This is a genomic window from Arthrobacter sp. TJ-265 (genome assembly GCF_058269135.1).
The window spans coordinates 93,368-107,995 of record NZ_JBZCND010000005.1; the positions used below are offsets into that span (position 1 = coordinate 93,368).

Annotated in this window: 15 protein-coding genes; 13 read left to right on the plus strand and 2 right to left on the minus strand. The window is 71.6% G+C overall.

The window, feature by feature from the left end:
- The first annotated feature begins 11 nt into the window (after nucleotides 1-11).
- Genes miaB through dapF form a run of 3 tightly spaced genes read left to right on the plus strand, consistent with a single transcriptional unit; the run spans nucleotide 12 to nucleotide 3,431 of the window.
- Nucleotides 12-1,568 (plus strand): tRNA (N6-isopentenyl adenosine(37)-C2)-methylthiotransferase MiaB, encoded by a 1,557-nt coding sequence (gene miaB / locus AC4D2E_RS15665; protein WP_490953199.1) that lies wholly within the window; start codon nucleotides 12-14, stop codon nucleotides 1,566-1,568.
- Complete coding sequence (gene miaA, locus AC4D2E_RS15670) at nucleotides 1,565-2,476, plus strand: tRNA (adenosine(37)-N6)-dimethylallyltransferase MiaA (RefSeq protein ID WP_490953200.1); 912 nt, start codon at nucleotides 1,565-1,567, stop codon at nucleotides 2,474-2,476. The genes miaB and miaA overlap by 4 nt, the downstream gene beginning before the upstream one ends.
- 4 nt (nucleotides 2,477-2,480) lie before the next feature.
- A complete protein-coding gene (dapF, locus tag AC4D2E_RS15675; protein ID WP_490953201.1) occupies nucleotides 2,481-3,431 on the plus strand; it encodes a diaminopimelate epimerase in 951 nt (316 codons plus the stop codon).
- Nucleotides 3,432-3,463: 32 nt separating this feature from the next.
- Here dapF and AC4D2E_RS15680 read toward each other — a convergent pair whose 3' ends face one another.
- A complete protein-coding gene (locus tag AC4D2E_RS15680) occupies nucleotides 3,464-4,072 on the minus strand; it encodes a class I SAM-dependent methyltransferase (RefSeq protein ID WP_104168975.1) in 609 nt (202 codons plus the stop codon).
- Nucleotides 4,073-4,193: 121 nt separating this feature from the next.
- On the opposite strand from AC4D2E_RS15680, the gene hflX reads away from it, so the two are divergent.
- Together hflX and AC4D2E_RS15690 are read left to right on the plus strand one after the other, a co-directional pair.
- A complete protein-coding gene (gene hflX, locus AC4D2E_RS15685) occupies nucleotides 4,194-5,774 on the plus strand; it encodes a GTPase HflX (RefSeq protein WP_104168974.1) in 1,581 nt (526 codons plus the stop codon).
- Nucleotides 5,767-7,836, plus strand: coding sequence for an ATP-dependent DNA helicase (locus tag AC4D2E_RS15690; RefSeq protein ID WP_490953202.1), 2,070 nt, complete (start codon nucleotides 5,767-5,769; stop codon nucleotides 7,834-7,836). Before hflX ends, AC4D2E_RS15690 begins: the two co-directional genes overlap by 8 nt.
- A 53-nt stretch (nucleotides 7,837-7,889) precedes the next feature.
- Here AC4D2E_RS15690 and lexA read toward each other — a convergent pair whose 3' ends face one another.
- Nucleotides 7,890-8,606: a transcriptional repressor LexA gene (gene lexA / locus AC4D2E_RS15695; RefSeq protein ID WP_490953235.1), complete on the minus strand. Its 717-nt coding sequence runs from the start codon at nucleotides 8,604-8,606 to the stop codon at nucleotides 7,890-7,892.
- Nucleotides 8,607-8,986: 380 nt separating this feature from the next.
- Here lexA and AC4D2E_RS15700 point away from each other — a divergent pair, with 380 nt between their 5' ends.
- From AC4D2E_RS15700 to AC4D2E_RS15735, 8 genes are all read left to right on the plus strand, one after another.
- Nucleotides 8,987-9,457, plus strand: coding sequence for a LysM peptidoglycan-binding domain-containing protein (locus AC4D2E_RS15700; RefSeq protein ID WP_490953203.1), 471 nt, complete (start codon nucleotides 8,987-8,989; stop codon nucleotides 9,455-9,457).
- Nucleotides 9,458-9,532: 75 nt separating this feature from the next.
- The gene (locus AC4D2E_RS15705; RefSeq protein WP_490953204.1) at nucleotides 9,533-10,627 is read left to right on the plus strand and encodes a histidinol-phosphate transaminase; all 1,095 of its coding nucleotides are present in this window, start codon (nucleotides 9,533-9,535) and stop codon (nucleotides 10,625-10,627) included.
- 86 nt (nucleotides 10,628-10,713) lie between these two features.
- Nucleotides 10,714-11,403, plus strand: a complete 690-nt coding sequence (locus AC4D2E_RS15710; protein ID WP_490953205.1) for a DUF2461 family protein — start codon at nucleotides 10,714-10,716, stop codon at nucleotides 11,401-11,403.
- Nucleotides 11,404-11,521: 118 nt separating this feature from the next.
- A complete protein-coding gene (hisB, locus tag AC4D2E_RS15715) occupies nucleotides 11,522-12,139 on the plus strand; it encodes an imidazoleglycerol-phosphate dehydratase HisB (RefSeq protein WP_104168970.1) in 618 nt (205 codons plus the stop codon).
- Nucleotides 12,136-12,774: an imidazole glycerol phosphate synthase subunit HisH gene (gene hisH, locus AC4D2E_RS15720; RefSeq protein ID WP_490953206.1), complete on the plus strand. Its 639-nt coding sequence runs from the start codon at nucleotides 12,136-12,138 to the stop codon at nucleotides 12,772-12,774. The genes hisB and hisH overlap by 4 nt, the downstream gene beginning before the upstream one ends.
- 15 nt (nucleotides 12,775-12,789) lie before the next feature.
- Entirely contained in the window at nucleotides 12,790-12,948 is a 159-nt protein-coding gene (locus AC4D2E_RS15725) for a hypothetical protein (RefSeq protein ID WP_167398985.1), read from the plus strand.
- 65 nt (nucleotides 12,949-13,013) lie between these two features.
- On the plus strand, nucleotides 13,014-13,772 hold the full coding sequence (gene priA, locus AC4D2E_RS15730; RefSeq protein ID WP_104168968.1) for a bifunctional 1-(5-phosphoribosyl)-5-((5-phosphoribosylamino)methylideneamino)imidazole-4-carboxamide isomerase/phosphoribosylanthranilate isomerase PriA: 759 nt from the start codon (nucleotides 13,014-13,016) through the stop codon (nucleotides 13,770-13,772).
- The gene (locus AC4D2E_RS15735; protein WP_104168967.1) at nucleotides 13,769-14,623 is read left to right on the plus strand and encodes an SseB family protein; all 855 of its coding nucleotides are present in this window, start codon (nucleotides 13,769-13,771) and stop codon (nucleotides 14,621-14,623) included. The genes priA and AC4D2E_RS15735 overlap by 4 nt, the downstream gene beginning before the upstream one ends.
- Nucleotides 14,624-14,628: the final 5 nt, after the last annotated feature.

Here is a 14,628-nt window from a genome sequence, read left to right on the forward strand (position 1 = left end):
AGGGCGTGAGCATGACACTTCCTGTATCCCTCGACGAGACGCCCCGCAGTACCCCGGCCGGCGCAGCCGGACAGCGCACCTACGAGGTGCGGACGTTCGGCTGCCAGATGAACGTGCACGATTCCGAGCGGATCTCCGGGCTGCTCGAGGGTGCCGGACTCGCGCGCGTCGAGGGCGGCCAGGCGGACGTCGTCGTCTTCAACACCTGCGCCGTCCGCGAGAACGCGGACAACAAGCTGTACGGCAACCTCGGGATCCTCAAGGCGGTCAAGGAGGCCCGGCCGGATCTGCAGATCGCCGTGGGTGGGTGCCTCGCCCAGAAGGACAGGGAGACCATCCTCAAGAAGGCACCCTGGGTGGACGCGGTCTTCGGGACGCACAACATCGGCGCGCTGCCCGCCCTGCTCGAGCGTGCACGCCACAACCAGGACGCGCAGCTGGAGATCCTGGAATCCCTCGACGTGTTCCCCTCCACCCTGCCGACACGGCGCGAGTCGGTCTACGCCGGCTGGGTCTCGATCTCCGTCGGCTGCAACAACACCTGCACCTTCTGCATCGTGCCGTCCCTGCGAGGCAAGGAGCGCGACCGCCGGCCCGGGGAGATCCTCGCCGAGATCGAAGCCCTCGTCGCCGACGGCGCCGTCGAGGTCACGCTCCTCGGCCAGAACGTGAACTCCTACGGCATCGAGTTCGGCGACCGCGGTGCCTTCGCGAAGCTGCTGCGCGCCTGCGGGTCGATCGAGGGCCTCGAACGGGTCCGGTTCACGAGCCCGCACCCCGCAGCGTTCACCGACGACGTGATCGACGCGATGGCCGAGACGCCCAACGTGATGCCGCAGCTGCACATGCCCCTGCAGTCGGGCTCGGACCGTGTCCTGAAGGCGATGCGGCGGTCCTACCGGTCCAGCCGCTTCCTCGGCATCCTCGAGAGGGTCCGCGATCGGATGCCCCACGCCGCCATCTCCACCGACATCATCGTGGGCTTCCCCGGCGAGACGGAGGAGGACTTCCAGGCCACCCTCGACGTCGTCGAGCAGTCCCGCTTCGCCACGGCCTTCACCTTCCAGTACTCGAAACGCCCCGGTACCCCGGCGGCGGACCTGCCCGACCAGCTGCCCAAGGCCGTGGTGCAGGAGCGGTTCGAGCGGCTGACGGCGCTCCAGGACCGCATCGCCCGTGAGGAGAACGCGAAGCAGGTCGGGACGGTCGTCGAGGTGCTCGTGACCGACCAGCAGGGCCGCAAGGGCGGCGAGACGCATCGGCTCACCGGGCGTGCGCGGGACCAGCGGCTCGTCCACTTCTCCGTCCCCGAGGGTGCGGCCGTGCCCCGACCGGGCGACGTCGTGACCCTTCCCGTCACCGAGGCGGCCTCCTTCCACCTGCTGTCGGATCCCGCGCCCGAGCAGTACGCCGTCCGCCGCTCCCGCGCCGGCGACGCGTGGGACAGGAGCCAGGCCGACTCCTGCGGCGTCCCGGCGCCGTCCGACGGCACGGCCGGTCCTAACGGTGCTCCCCGCCCCGTGTCGCTGGGCATGCCGTCCCTGCCGGTCCGCGGAGCGCGTTCTTGACCCTTCCCGTGGTCGCGGTCGTCGGTCCCACGGGGTCCGGCAAGTCCGAGCTCGGTATCGCCCTGGCCCAGCGCCTCGACGGCGAGATCGTCAACGCCGACGCCCTCCAGTTCTACCGCGGCATGGACATCGGGACGGCCAAGCTGGCCCCGACGGAGCGGCAGGGCATCCGGCATCATCTGCTCGATGTCCTCGACGTCACGCAGGAGGCGAGCGTCGCCGCCTACCAGGAGGACGCCCGCCGGATCGTCGAGGACATCCGCGCCCGCGGGCGGGTGCCCATCCTCGTCGGCGGGTCCGGCCTGTACATCCGTGCGGCCCTCGATCGGCTCGAGTTCCCGCCGACCGACGCCGGCGTCCGCAGCCGGCTCGAGGCGGAACTCGCCACCACCGGGAGCGCGGCGTTCCGCCGACGGCTCCGGGAGGTCGACCCCGCCTCCGCGGAACGGATCGACGACGACCGCCGCCTCGTCCGCGCCCTCGAGGTGTACGAGATCAGCGGACGGCCCTTCAGCGCCTTCATGCCGCGGCGCGAGTACCACCAGCCCGCCGTGCAGATCGGCCTCGCCGTCGACCGGGACGTCCTGCGCGCACGGCTCGCCGAGCGGGTGCACGCGATGGTGGCCGGCGGGCTGGCCCACGAGGTCGGACGCCTCGCCGCCAGCGGGCTCCGGGACGGGCGGACGGCGTCCCGCGCCCTCGGGTACGGGCAGTTCCTCCGGGTGCTCGACGGCTCCATGACGGAGCAGGACGCCGTCGAGGACACGATCGCCGCGACCCGCCGGTTCGCCCGGCGCCAGCTGACCTGGTTCCGGGGCGATCCGCGCGTGGCCTGGACGGACTGGCAGGCACCCGGTCTCGTCGACCGGGCCGTCGGGATCGTGCGGCAGCGTGGGGACATATCCTAGGACGGTGACCGACTACCGCGCCCATGCCACCGATTCCCGGCCGTCCGCCGGCCTCTCCTTCACCAAGGGCCACGGCACCGGCAACGACTTCGTCCTGACGCTCGACCCGGACGCGGCAGCCCCGGACGACGCCGCCTTCGTCGCCTCGCTCTGCGACCGCCACCGGGGGATCGGCGCCGACGGATACATCCGCGCCGTGCGGTCGTCCGCCCTTCCCGAAGGGCGGGCGCTCCTGCAGACGGAGCCCGCCGCGGATTGGTTCATGGACTACCGCAACGCCGACGGCTCGGTGTCCGAGATGTGCGGCAACGGCGTCCGCGTCTTCGCGCACTTCCTCCTCGCCTCCTCGGTGGCCGACCTGCCCGAGGGCGGCGAGCTCGCCATCGCCACCCGCGCGGGTGTCAAGCGCGTGACCCGCTCGTACGACGGGTACGCGGTGGACATGGGGCCCTGGGAGTTCATCCACCCCGAGGCGGCCGTGGCCCGGGGCATGGACTCGCTCGTGGAGATCGGCGGACTCGATGTCGACCGCCCGGCGCTGTCGATCAGCATGGGCAATCCGCACACCGTCGTCGCGCTGGCCGAGGCCGCCGAACTGCAGAGGACCGAACTGCACCGGGCTCCGGGTGTCCAGCCGGTGCCGCCGGAGGGGACCAACGTGGAACTCGTGGTGCCCTCCGATCCGCTCGTGGGGGACGACGGCGTCGGCCGGCTCAGTATGCGCGTCCATGAGCGGGGCGTCGGCGAGACGCAGTCGTGCGGCACCGGCGCCTGTGCCGCCGCCGCGGCCACACGCTTCTGGGCGGGCGCGGGAGCCCCCGCGCGGTGGCAGGTGACCGTCCCGGGCGGCGTCGTCGGGGTCACCTTCTTCGACGGCCCCGACGGCCGTGAACACGTGCTGCTCAGCGGCCCGGCCGCCCTGGTGGCGGAGGGCGTACTCCTCCCCGCCGGCTGAGCCGGTCGAACGGGATGAGCCCGCCGGGGCGGTCACTCCGCCCGGTGCACCTCGAGGATGCGGAAGGACTTGGACGTCTCGGCGCGCCGCACCGTGAAGCCTTCGGGCAGCTCCTCGGACAGCCAGCGCTGCAGGGAGTCCGCGCCCAGGTTCTTCTGCACCACGAGCCAGGCCCGGCCGCCCGGGGCGAGGCGCGGGAGCCAGCGCAGGAGCAGCGCATGCAGTTCCTGCTTGCCGATGCGGATGGGCGGATTGGACCAGATGGTGTCGTACTCGAGTGCGTCGTCCACGGCGTCGGGGGTGCTCGCCGCCACGTGGCCCAGTCCGAGGCGCGCGGCGTTCTCCGCGGTCAGTGCGACGCACCGCTCGTTGACGTCGACCGCGTGGACCTCGGCGTCGGGCGCCTTCAGGGCCATGGTGAGGGCGAGCGGCCCCCACCCGCAGCCGAGATCCAGCATCCGCCGTCCCTGCGGGTCCGGGACGGCGTCGAGCAGGATCGCCGTGCCCTTGTCCACGCCGTCCGGGCTGAACAGGCCCGACGACGTCACGAGGTCCCTGCGTGCGCCGGCCAGGACGACGGAGAGCGGTCGGCGCGTGTCCGGTCCCGCCGGCTGGGCGCTGAAATAGTGCTGAGACTCCATGGACAGAAGCCTAGTGGCACACCGGAGGCACCCGGCGCGGGCAGGTTTCGCGCTGGGAGAATACGCTGGAGCAGGCCGGGCCGTCAGCCGTAGGATTGAGGGACATCCATCTAGGGAGACTATGACCGAGAACCACGGACATTCCACCGGCGCCGACATGGGCCCGGAGGAGATCCAAGCCGTCATCGACCGGATCCTCGCCAGCGACGAAGCTGCCGTGGCCAAGGCGAAGAAGGGGACACCAGCGCCGGACACTTCCGCGCCGATCGAGAAGACCTGGCGATCACGGGCACAGGCCCTGTCCCAGGACGAAGAGCCGTCGGACGCCGACGGAGACCAGCAGGACCTGGCCGAGCGCCGGGCGCTCCGACGTGTCGCAGGACTGTCCACCGAACTCGAGGACGTCACCGAGGTCGAGTACCGGCAGCTCCGGCTGGAACGCGTCGTCCTCGCCGGCCTCTGGAGCGAGGGAACGGCGCAGGACGCCGAGAACTCACTCCAGGAGCTCGCGGCACTGGCGGAGACGGCCGGTTCGGAGGTCCTCGACGGCATCGTGCAGCGACGCCTCAAGCCGGACCCCGGGACGTTCCTCGGCTCGGGCAAGGCCCAGGAGCTCAAGGGGATCGTCCAGGCGACCGGAGCGGACACCGTGATCGTCGACAGTGAGCTGTCGCCGTCGCAGCGCCGCGGACTGGAGGACATCGTGAAGGTCAAGGTGATCGACCGGACCGCGCTGATCCTCGACATCTTCGCCCAGCACGCCAAGAGCCGCGAGGGCAAGGCGCAGGTCGAACTCGCCCAGCTCGAGTACCTGCTCCCGCGCCTCCGCGGCTGGGGCGAATCCATGTCCCGCCAGGCCGGTGGCCAGGTCGGCAGCGCAGGCGCCGGCATGGGCTCGCGTGGCCCGGGCGAGACGAAGATCGAACTCGATCGGCGCAAGATCCGTACACGGATGGCGAAGCTCCGCCGCGAGATCGCGGGGATGAAACCCGCGCGGGAGACAAAACGCTCCAACCGCCGCCGGAACCAGGTACCGTCCGTCGCCATCGCCGGCTACACGAACGCCGGCAAGTCGTCCCTGCTGAACCGGCTCACCGACGCCGGCGTCCTCGTCGAGAACGCGCTGTTCGCCACGTTGGATCCGACGGTCCGCAAGGCGGAGACACCCGACGGCATCGGCTACACCCTCGCGGACACGGTCGGCTTCGTGCGGTCGCTGCCCACCCAGCTCATCGAGGCGTTCCGCTCCACCCTGGAGGAGGTCGCCGACTCCGATCTCATCCTGCACGTCGTCGACGCGTCCCACCCCGACCCCGAGGGCCAGATCGCCGCGGTCCGTGCCGTGCTGACGGAGGTCGACGCCCGCAAGGTGCCCGAGATCATCGTGCTGAACAAGGCCGACGCCGCCGATCCGTTCGTCATCGAACGGCTGCGGCAGCGCGAACCACGCTCCGTCGTCGTCTCCGCACGGACGGGCGCAGGGCTCACCGAGCTGCGCCAGCTGATCAGCACGAGCATTCCCCGCCCGGGCGTGAAGCTGGACCTGATGGTGCCCTACGAGCGCGGGGAGATCCTCAGCCGCCTCCACGAGGAGGACGTCGAGATCCTCGGCCTCGAGCACGTCGGCGAGGGGACCCGCCTCGAAGTGATGGTCCGGGAGGGCCTGGCCGCCGAGCTGGAGGCGTACGTCCGGCATGAGTGAGAGCACGCGGTCCGGCGCCGTGGCGCCGGACCCGGCTCCCCGCTCGGACGAAGCACGGCAGGCCCTCGAACTGCTCGACACCGCGGTGGCGGCCATGGGCGGGGAGATGCGCTCCGGCCAGCACGAGATGGTCCGGCAGGTCAGTGAGTCCATCCGCTCGGGCGAGCACCTGCTCGTCCAGGCCGGCACCGGGACCGGGAAGTCGCTCGCGTACCTGGTCCCGCTGATCGCCCACGCCATGGACAGCGACCGGCCCTCGATCGTCTCCACGGCCACGCTCGCCCTCCAGGCCCAGATCGTGGGAAGGGACCTCCCGCGCCTCCTGGACGCCGTGCGGCCCGCGCTCACGCGCCCCGTCGACGTCGCCCTGCTCAAGGGCCGGTCGAACTACGTCTGCCTCCACAAGACCGGGGGCGGATTCCCGGAGGAGGACGCGCCCGGCACCCTCTTCAGCCTCGGCGAGGACGCCACGCCACACCCGTCCCCCGCGGCCGACGGTCCGTCCTCGGCACTCGGCAGGGACGTCGTGCGACTGCGTGAATGGGCAGAGGAGACCGCGACGGGCGACCGCGACGACCTCGTGCCCGGCGTGAGCGATCGCGCGTGGCGCCAGGTGTCCGTCTCCAGCATGGAGTGCATCGGTGCCGCCCGCTGTCCGATGGCCCGGGAGTGTTTCAGCGAGAAGGCGCGCGCCGCAGCAGCGGACGCCGATATCGTCATCACCAACCACGCGATGCTCGCGATCAGCGCGTTCGAGGGGCTCGCCGTCCTGCCGGAGTACGACGTCGTCGTCATCGACGAGGCGCACGAACTCCACGACCGGGTGACCGGAGCCGTCTCCGGCCAGCTCTCCGCCCCGATGGTGAGCGCGGCGGCCACGGCGCTCCGCCGCCACGCCTCCATCAGTACGGCCGCCCTCGACACGGCCGCCGACGCCTTCGAGGCGGCCGCCGAACTCGTCCCCTCGGGCCTGCTGCCGGGAGGCCTCCCGGAGGATCTCGAGCAGGCCCTCGCCCAGGTCCGGGACGCGTCCCGCGCGGCGCTGTCGGACACGAAGACGGACGGCAAGTCCGAAGCCGACGTCGACGGCGGCCGGCAGGTCGCCCGCTCACGCACCACGCTGGTCTTCGAGCTCGCCGAGCGGATCCTCGCGGCGTCGGACCTCAACGAGGTCGTGTGGGCGTCGCGTCCCAGCAGCTTCACGCCGGGCTCCGGCTACACGCAACCCGACGAGACCGCGCCCGCGACGCTGAACGTCGCGCCGCTGTCCGTCGCCGGACGGCTGCGGGAGGGACTGTTCGAGGACCACACCGTGATCCTGACCTCCGCGACCCTCGCGATCGGTTCCGAGTTCGGTCCCGTCGCGGGGTCGCTGGGACTCAGCGGTCCCGGTGCGCCCGCCTGGACCGGCGTCGACGTCGGGAGCCCCTTCGACTATCCACGCCAGGGCGTGCTCTACGTGGCGAAGGACCTGCCGAAGCCCGAGCGCGGAACCTCCGGTGCGCAACTGGAAGAGCTCCTGGGACTCCTCACCGCGTCCCGAGGGGGTGCGCTGGGACTGTTCTCGTCCAAGCGTGCCGCCGAGGAGGCGGCGGAGGCATTGCGTCCGAAGGTCGACTTCGAGATCCTGTGCCAGGGGGAGTCCTCGCTCAACGCGCTGGTCACGCAGTTCGCGGACGAGCCGGACACCTGCCTGTTCGGCACCATGTCCCTCTGGCAGGGCGTCGACGTGCCGGGGTCCTCGTGCCGGCTGGTCGTGATCGACCGCATTCCGTTCCCGCGGCCGGACGATCCCCTGATGACCGCCCGCACGCGGGCGGTGGCCCGGAACGGGGGCAACGGCTTCATGAGCGTGTCCGCCACGCACGCGGCCGTCCGGCTCGCGCAGGGCGCGGGACGCCTGATCAGGGCGGCGGAGGACAGGGGCGTGGTCGCCGTCCTCGACAGCCGACTCGCCAACGCCCGGTACGGCGGCTTCCTCCGGGCAGCCCTCCCGCCCTTCTGGGCGACGACGGACCGCGCGACCGTCACCGGGATCCTGGAGCGGCTCTCAGGGCGCTGAGGCGTCCCTCCGGCCGCGACACGACAGCTGCGACACGACGGTCGCCGCGAACGCTACAGCGCGCGCATCACCGAGACGACCTTGCCCATGATGCTGGCATGGTCACCCAGGATGGGCTCGTAGCGGGTGTTCTGCGGCAGGAGCCACGTATGGCCGTCCCGCTGCCGGAAGGTCTTCACGGTGGCCTCCTCGTCGAGCAGCGCCGCGACGATGTCGCCGTTCTGCGCGCTCTGCTGCCGGCGCACCACGACCCAGTCGCCGTCGCAGATGGCGGCGTCCACCATGGAGTCGCCCGAGACCCTGAGCATGAAGAGATCACCGTGGCCGACGAGCTGGCGGGGCAGGGGCATGACGTCCTCCACCACCTGGTCCGCGAGGATCGGTCCGCCGGCGGCGATGCGCCCCACGAGCGGCACGAGGGCGGTGTCGACGGCGATCCGGTGCTCGGCGGTGGGCTTCCCGTCCGGGGACGGACCGGCCTGAGCGCCGGACGTGTCCGGGGCCAGGGTCAGGGGGAGCAGGACCTCCATGGCGCGCGGGCGCTTCGGGTCCCTGCGCACGTAGCCCAGCCGCTCGAGCTGCGACAGCTGGTGGGTCACGCTGGACAGGCTCGCGAGGCCCACGGTGTCGCCGATCTCCCGCATGGACGGCGGGTACCCCTTGTCGGCGATCGACCGCTGGATCGTCTCGAGGATCGTCAGCTGCCGGGCGGTCAGCCCCTTGGACACGGAGCGGCCGCGCGGCCTGCCCCGGCCCGCGGAGATGGGCACGGCGTCTGCCGGAACGTCGGCAGTGTTCGATTCCTGCCGGGCTGCCGCTGGTGATTCCGCCACTGTTGCGCCTTTCGCCTGGGATCGCTGATCCCGTCGTCGCCGCCGGTCGGCTTCCGTGGTCCGGAAACCGTTTTGTCAGAGGCGGCTGGTTGTGTGAGATGCATCGACCACGGAACGGCCCTCGGAGAGCAGCATCCGTCGACGATGTCCTGATCTCTTCACGCTAGGACAGTCGAGGGCAGTTTTCAAACATATGTTCGACCGAGTCTCGACACGGGTCGATCGTAGATGCTAGAAATAGGCAGATGCTTATTAGAACGTGTGTTCGAACCCGGTGCTTCGCCCGGTCAGGGCATTCGAAGGAAAGAGGAACGGCAATGGTTACACCCGTACTGCATGGCAGCTCGCTGTGGACGCCCGCTCGCCCCGACAGCCACCTCAGGCTCGTCCCCACGCCTGAATCGCCCGCGTCCCCCGCCGCCTCCCCGACCTCGAGCTTCATGGCGCCGTCCCGTCCCTCCACGCAGCGGAGTGCGGACCGCCCCCTGACGCTCACGCGGCGAGGGCGCCTGCTCCTGGTCGGCCTGCCCATCGCCCTGGGCGTCGCGGCCCTGATCCTCCTCGCGGCGTTCCTGACCTCCCACGCCCAGGCGGGGGAGTCGGCACCCACGGCCACGGCCACGGTCGAGGTGAGTGTCGTCACCGGGGAGACCCTGTGGGATCTCGCCGTGCGCCACGCGCCGGAGCGTGATCCCCGGGACGTCGTCGCCGAGATCGTCGAACTCAACGACCTGCCCAGCTCCGTGGTGCAGGCAGGGCAGAGCATCGCGGTACCGGCCGCGGGGTGAGCGGCTCCCGCTTCCCGCCAGCGCCGGACCATGGGCCGTTCCTGCAGGAACTGCCGCGTCCCTTAAACTGAAGCAGTGCCCTCCTCCGTTGAAGCCCTAGCCAATCTCCCCCTGCGCGACGACCTCGTCGGGCTGCACCCGTACGGTGCGCCGCAGTTGGATGTCCCGATCCTGCTCAACGTCAACGAGAACACGTACGGCGTGCCGGCAGATGTGTACGCGGCCATCGTGGAGGCGGTCGCGAAGGCCACCACAGGCCTCAACCGGTACCCCGACCGCGAATTCTCCGACCTGCGGAAGAACCTCGCCGACTATCTGGGGCACGGCCTGACGCCCGATCAGTTGTGGGCTGCCAACGGGTCCAACGAGGTGCTCCAGCAGGTCCTCCAGGCCTTCGGCGGACCCGGGCGCACCGCCATCGGTTTCCCGCCCACCTACTCGATGTACCCCCTGCTCGCGAGCGGGACCGGCACGCGCTACGTCACCGCCGCCCGCGGCGCCGCCTACTCCATGACGCCGGAGGACACCGCCCACGCCGTCCGCGCATCGGGCGCGAACATCGTGTTCCTGTGCTCGCCGAACAATCCGACCGGCACGGCGCTCGGCCTCGACGTCGTGGAGGCGGCCTACGAGGCCGGCGAGGACGCGCGTGCCATCATCATCGTGGACGAGGCCTACGGCGAGTTCGCACAGGAGGGCACCGCGAGCGCCCTCACCCTGCTTCCCGGACGTCCGCGGTTGCTCGTGTCGCGGACCATGAGCAAGGCCTTCGCCCTCGCCGGGGCGCGCATCGGCTACCTCGCGGCGGCGCCGGAGGTCGCCGACGCCCTGCGGCTCGTCCGACTGCCCTACCACCTCTCCGCCATCACCCAGGCGACCGCGAACGCGGCCCTCACCCACGCGGACACGCTCCTGGCGAACGTCGAGGCGATCAAGGTGCAGCGCGACCGCATCGTCCGGGAGCTCGAGGCCCTCGGACTCTCGCCTGCGCCGTCGGATGCGAACTTCGTGTTCTTCTCGGGCCTCGAGGATCCGCACCGTGTCTGGCAGGGTCTCCTGGACGCGGGTGTCCTCATCCGTGACGTCGGCATCCCGGGATCCCTGCGGGTCACCGCGGGTACGGAGGAGGAGACGACGGCGTTCCTGACGGCCCTGGCGACGCTGCTCTGACCGTCGATCCCGGGTCGGTCCGGGGGTGTCGGGGCCACTCGATGCGGGCCTTGCGCCGCCCGGGCGCATCGCCGATCATGTGTCGCATGGATCGGCCGATCTTCGATGAGGCTCAATCGTTCTTCGCGCGGCTGGAGGCGGACAACACCCGCGAGTTCTGGGCCCGCCAGCGCAGGCTGTACGACGTCGGCATCCGGCCGGTCTTCGCCGCGGTGTGCGCGGCCCTGACGGTCTTCTCGGACTGGCGGATCTACCGCCCGCACAACGACGTCAGGTTCCGGCCGGACAGTCCGCCGTACAAGACCTTCATCGGAGCGGTCGCCGAGCGGCCCGACGGTGTGGGCGCTTTCCTCCGCGTGAGCAGCATCGGCCTCCTCGTGGCAACCGGCCTGCCGCTTCCCGCACCGGACCAGCTCGCCGCTTTCCGTGCCGCGGTGGCGGACGACGTCGCGGGCCCGGCCCTGGTGGCCGCGATCGGGACGATCACCGCGCGGGGGATGATGGTCCGTCCCGGACGGGCGCAACCGCTGAAGCGTGTGCCCCGCGGCTACCCGGCGGACCATCCCCGGGCGGATCTGCTGCGGTGGAAGGGCATCGAGGTCAACCACCGCGTGCGCCGGCCCGCGTGGACGGACGTCGCCTCCGCGTCGTCGGGCATCGACGAGCTGCTGCGCGAACCCGCCGCGCTGCACGAGTGGCTCGCCCGCTACGTGGGAGCATCGGCACTCACCGCGGAGCAGCGGTTCGGCCCGCGCCGCCGGACCGCGGCCCCGTGATCGGCGTGCAGGGCGGGTACACCTAGAATTGAAGGGCAGGACCGCCCGGCGGCTCGCGCCGTCCGTCCTGTTCCCACGTCGATCCGCGCGTGAACGACGCGCACAGAAGGAAGATGCCATGACAGTTGATGCCGCCCGCGGCCGTACGGCCCGTATCGAGCGCGTCACGAGCGAGTCCAATGTCCTCGTCGAGATCGACCTCGACGGCACCGGGGCGTCGTCGATCGACACCACGGTGCCGTTCTACGACCACATGCTCACCGCGCTGTCGAAGCACTCGCTCATCGACATGACCATCAGGTCCTCCGGGGACACCCACATCGACGTCCACCACACGGTGGAGGACACGGCCATCGCGATCGGCGAGGCCCTGCGGATCGCCCTCGGCACGAAGGCCGGCATCCGACGCTTCGGCGAGGCCACCGTCCCCCTCGACGAGGCACTCGCCAGCGCCGTCGTCGACATCTCCGGGCGTCCGTTCCTCGTGCACGGCGGGGAGCCGGCCGGCCAGGAGTACCACCTCATCGGCGGGCACTTCACGGGGTCCCTGACGCGCCACGTGTTCGAGGCGCTCGCCCTGCACGCCCAGATCTGCCTGCACGTCACCGTCCTCGGCGGCCGCGACCCGCACCACATCGTCGAGGCCCAGTTCAAGGCCCTCGCCCGGGCGCTCCGTGCGGCGGTCGAACCGGACCCGCGGGTCGAGGGAATCCCCTCCACGAAGGGAGCGCTATGAGCGCGCGCACCGTCACCGTCCTGGACTACGGGTCGGGCAACGTCCGGTCCGTGGTGCGCGCCCTCGAACACGTGGGCGCCGACGTCGTCCTCAGTGCCAAGCCCGACGACGTCCTGAACGCCGACGGTCTGCTCGTCCCCGGGGTCGGCGCGTTCGCAGCCGTCATGAAGGGCCTCAAGGACGTCGACGCCCTGCGCATGATCGGGCGCCGGGTCGCGGGCGGTCGGCCCGTGCTGGGGATCTGCGTGGGCCTGCAGGTCCTGTTCGACGAGGGCGTGGAGCACGGCGTGCGCACGCCCGGCATAGGCGAGTGGCCCGGCACCGTCGAACGCCTCAAGGCCGACGTCGTGCCCCACATGGGCTGGAACACCGTGGAACCGCCGGAGGACACCGTCCTGTTCGACGGACTCCGCGACGAACGGTTCTACTTCGTGCACTCCTACGGCGTGCAGGACTGGTCCTTCGACGTCACCCAGCCCGCCATGAAACCGCCGCAGGTCACCTGGTCCGACCACGGTGGCCGGTTCATCGCCGCCGTCGAGAACGGTCCGCTCAGCGCCACCCAGTTCCACCCCGAGAAGTCCGGTGACGCGGGGGCCCGGCTCCTGCGCAACTGGATCGACGGGCTGCGCTGATCCGGTGGTGACCCGATGCTGAGCCTCGTGCTCATGGGAGTCGCCGGTCTCCTCATCGGCGGCGCCTTCTCCCTGCGCGGCCAGGAGTTCCCGCGCTGGGTGTGGATCGCCTTCCTCGCCCTCGCCGGCCTGGCGCTCCTGGCCGCCTACCTGTTCACGCTGCCCGGCGACTGACCCCGCCCCGCACCGCCACACCCCGCCCCTCCACCGCGGCGCCGCCGCCCGTACGAAAGCAGACCATGAGCCCCTTCACCGAATCGCCCACCCTCGAGCTCCTCCCCGCCGTCGACGTCGCCGACGGCCAGGCCGTGCGCCTGGTGCAGGGCGAGGCGGGCAGCGAGACCAGCTACGGGGATCCGGTGGACGCGGCCCGCGCCTGGCAGGACGCCGGCGCCGAGTGGGTGCACCTCGTGGACCTCGACGCAGCCTTCGGCCGGGGGTCCAACAAGGACCTCCTCGAGCGCGTCGTCAGGAACCTCGACATCAAGGTGGAACTCTCCGGGGGCATCCGCGACGACGCATCGCTCGAGGCGGCGCTGGAGCTGGGAGCGACACGCGTCAACCTCGGCACCGCGGCGCTCGAGGACCCCGAGTGGACCGAGCGGGCGATCGCCCGGTACGGGGATGCCGTCGCCGTCGGGCTCGATGTCCGCGGGACCACGCTCGCGGCGCGCGGCTGGACCGAGGAGGGCGGGGACCTGTGGGAGGTCCTCCAGCGCCTGGAGGACGCCGGCTGCGCCCGCTACGTCGTGACCGACGTGACGAAGGACGGCACCCTCAAGGGCCCGAACCTCGCCCTCCTGAAGGACGTCCTCGCGAAGACCACGCGCCCCGTCGTCGCCTCGGGCGGTATCTCCAGCCTCGACGACATCGCGGCCCTCCGCGAACTCGTGCCCCTCGGGCTCGAAGGCGCGATCGTCGGCAAGGCCCTCTACGCCGGGGCCTTCACCCTGCCGCAGGCCCTGGACGTCGCAGGGCTGCCCGCCTCGGACACGTGAGCGGCCGGCAGCTCCCCGCGCACATCGCCGCCGCTCTCGCCGGTAACACGGCGGATTCCGCCGGGCAGCCGTGGGCGGGCCGCGACCTGTCCGGTCCGGAGAACCCGCTGCACGCCTTCGACGACGACGACGGTGCGGCGGACCCGGGGCTCCTCGCAGCACTTGCCGGGCTCCTGGGACCCGCGGGCCGGCCCGGCGATGCCGAGCGGGCCGTGTTCGGGGCCCTCACCACGGCCCGGGTGTTCATCCCGATCGTCGCACGGCTCAGCGACCAGGCGGAGGCCGCCACCGGGCTGCACTCCGACAAGGAGGCCGAGATGGCGCTCGTCACGCTGACGGCGCCCGACGGCCGCAAGGCCCTCCCGGTCTTCTCCTCGACCGAGGCGCTGGGCCGCTGGCACCGTGACGCGCGACCCGTCGCGGCCTACGCGTCCCGGGCAGCCCTCGCGGCCGCCGCCGAGGATGCGCAGCTGATGGTGCTCGATCCGGGGGCCGATCTCACGTTCGTGCTGCGGCGCCCTGCCCTCTGGGCCCTGGCCCAGCAGGTCCCGTGGACGCCGTCGTACGAGGACCCGGCACTGGCGTCGCTCGTCGAGGAAGCGGCCGGGCTGGAGGAGGACGTCCTCGGGGTGGGCCTGCGGCCGGCGGGCGGAGTGCTGACACGCACGGCCGGCGGTAGCATTGCCTCGGGTGGGGGACCGGGCCCCGAACTGCGCATGGATCTCCGGCTCCGCCCGGGCCTGTCTCCCGACGGGGTGCGCGACGCCGTCGCCTCCTTCCGCGGGAAGCTCCTCGGCCTCACCGGCTTCGTGGAACGCGTCGACTCGCTCGACATCAAACTCACCCGCTGACGGGT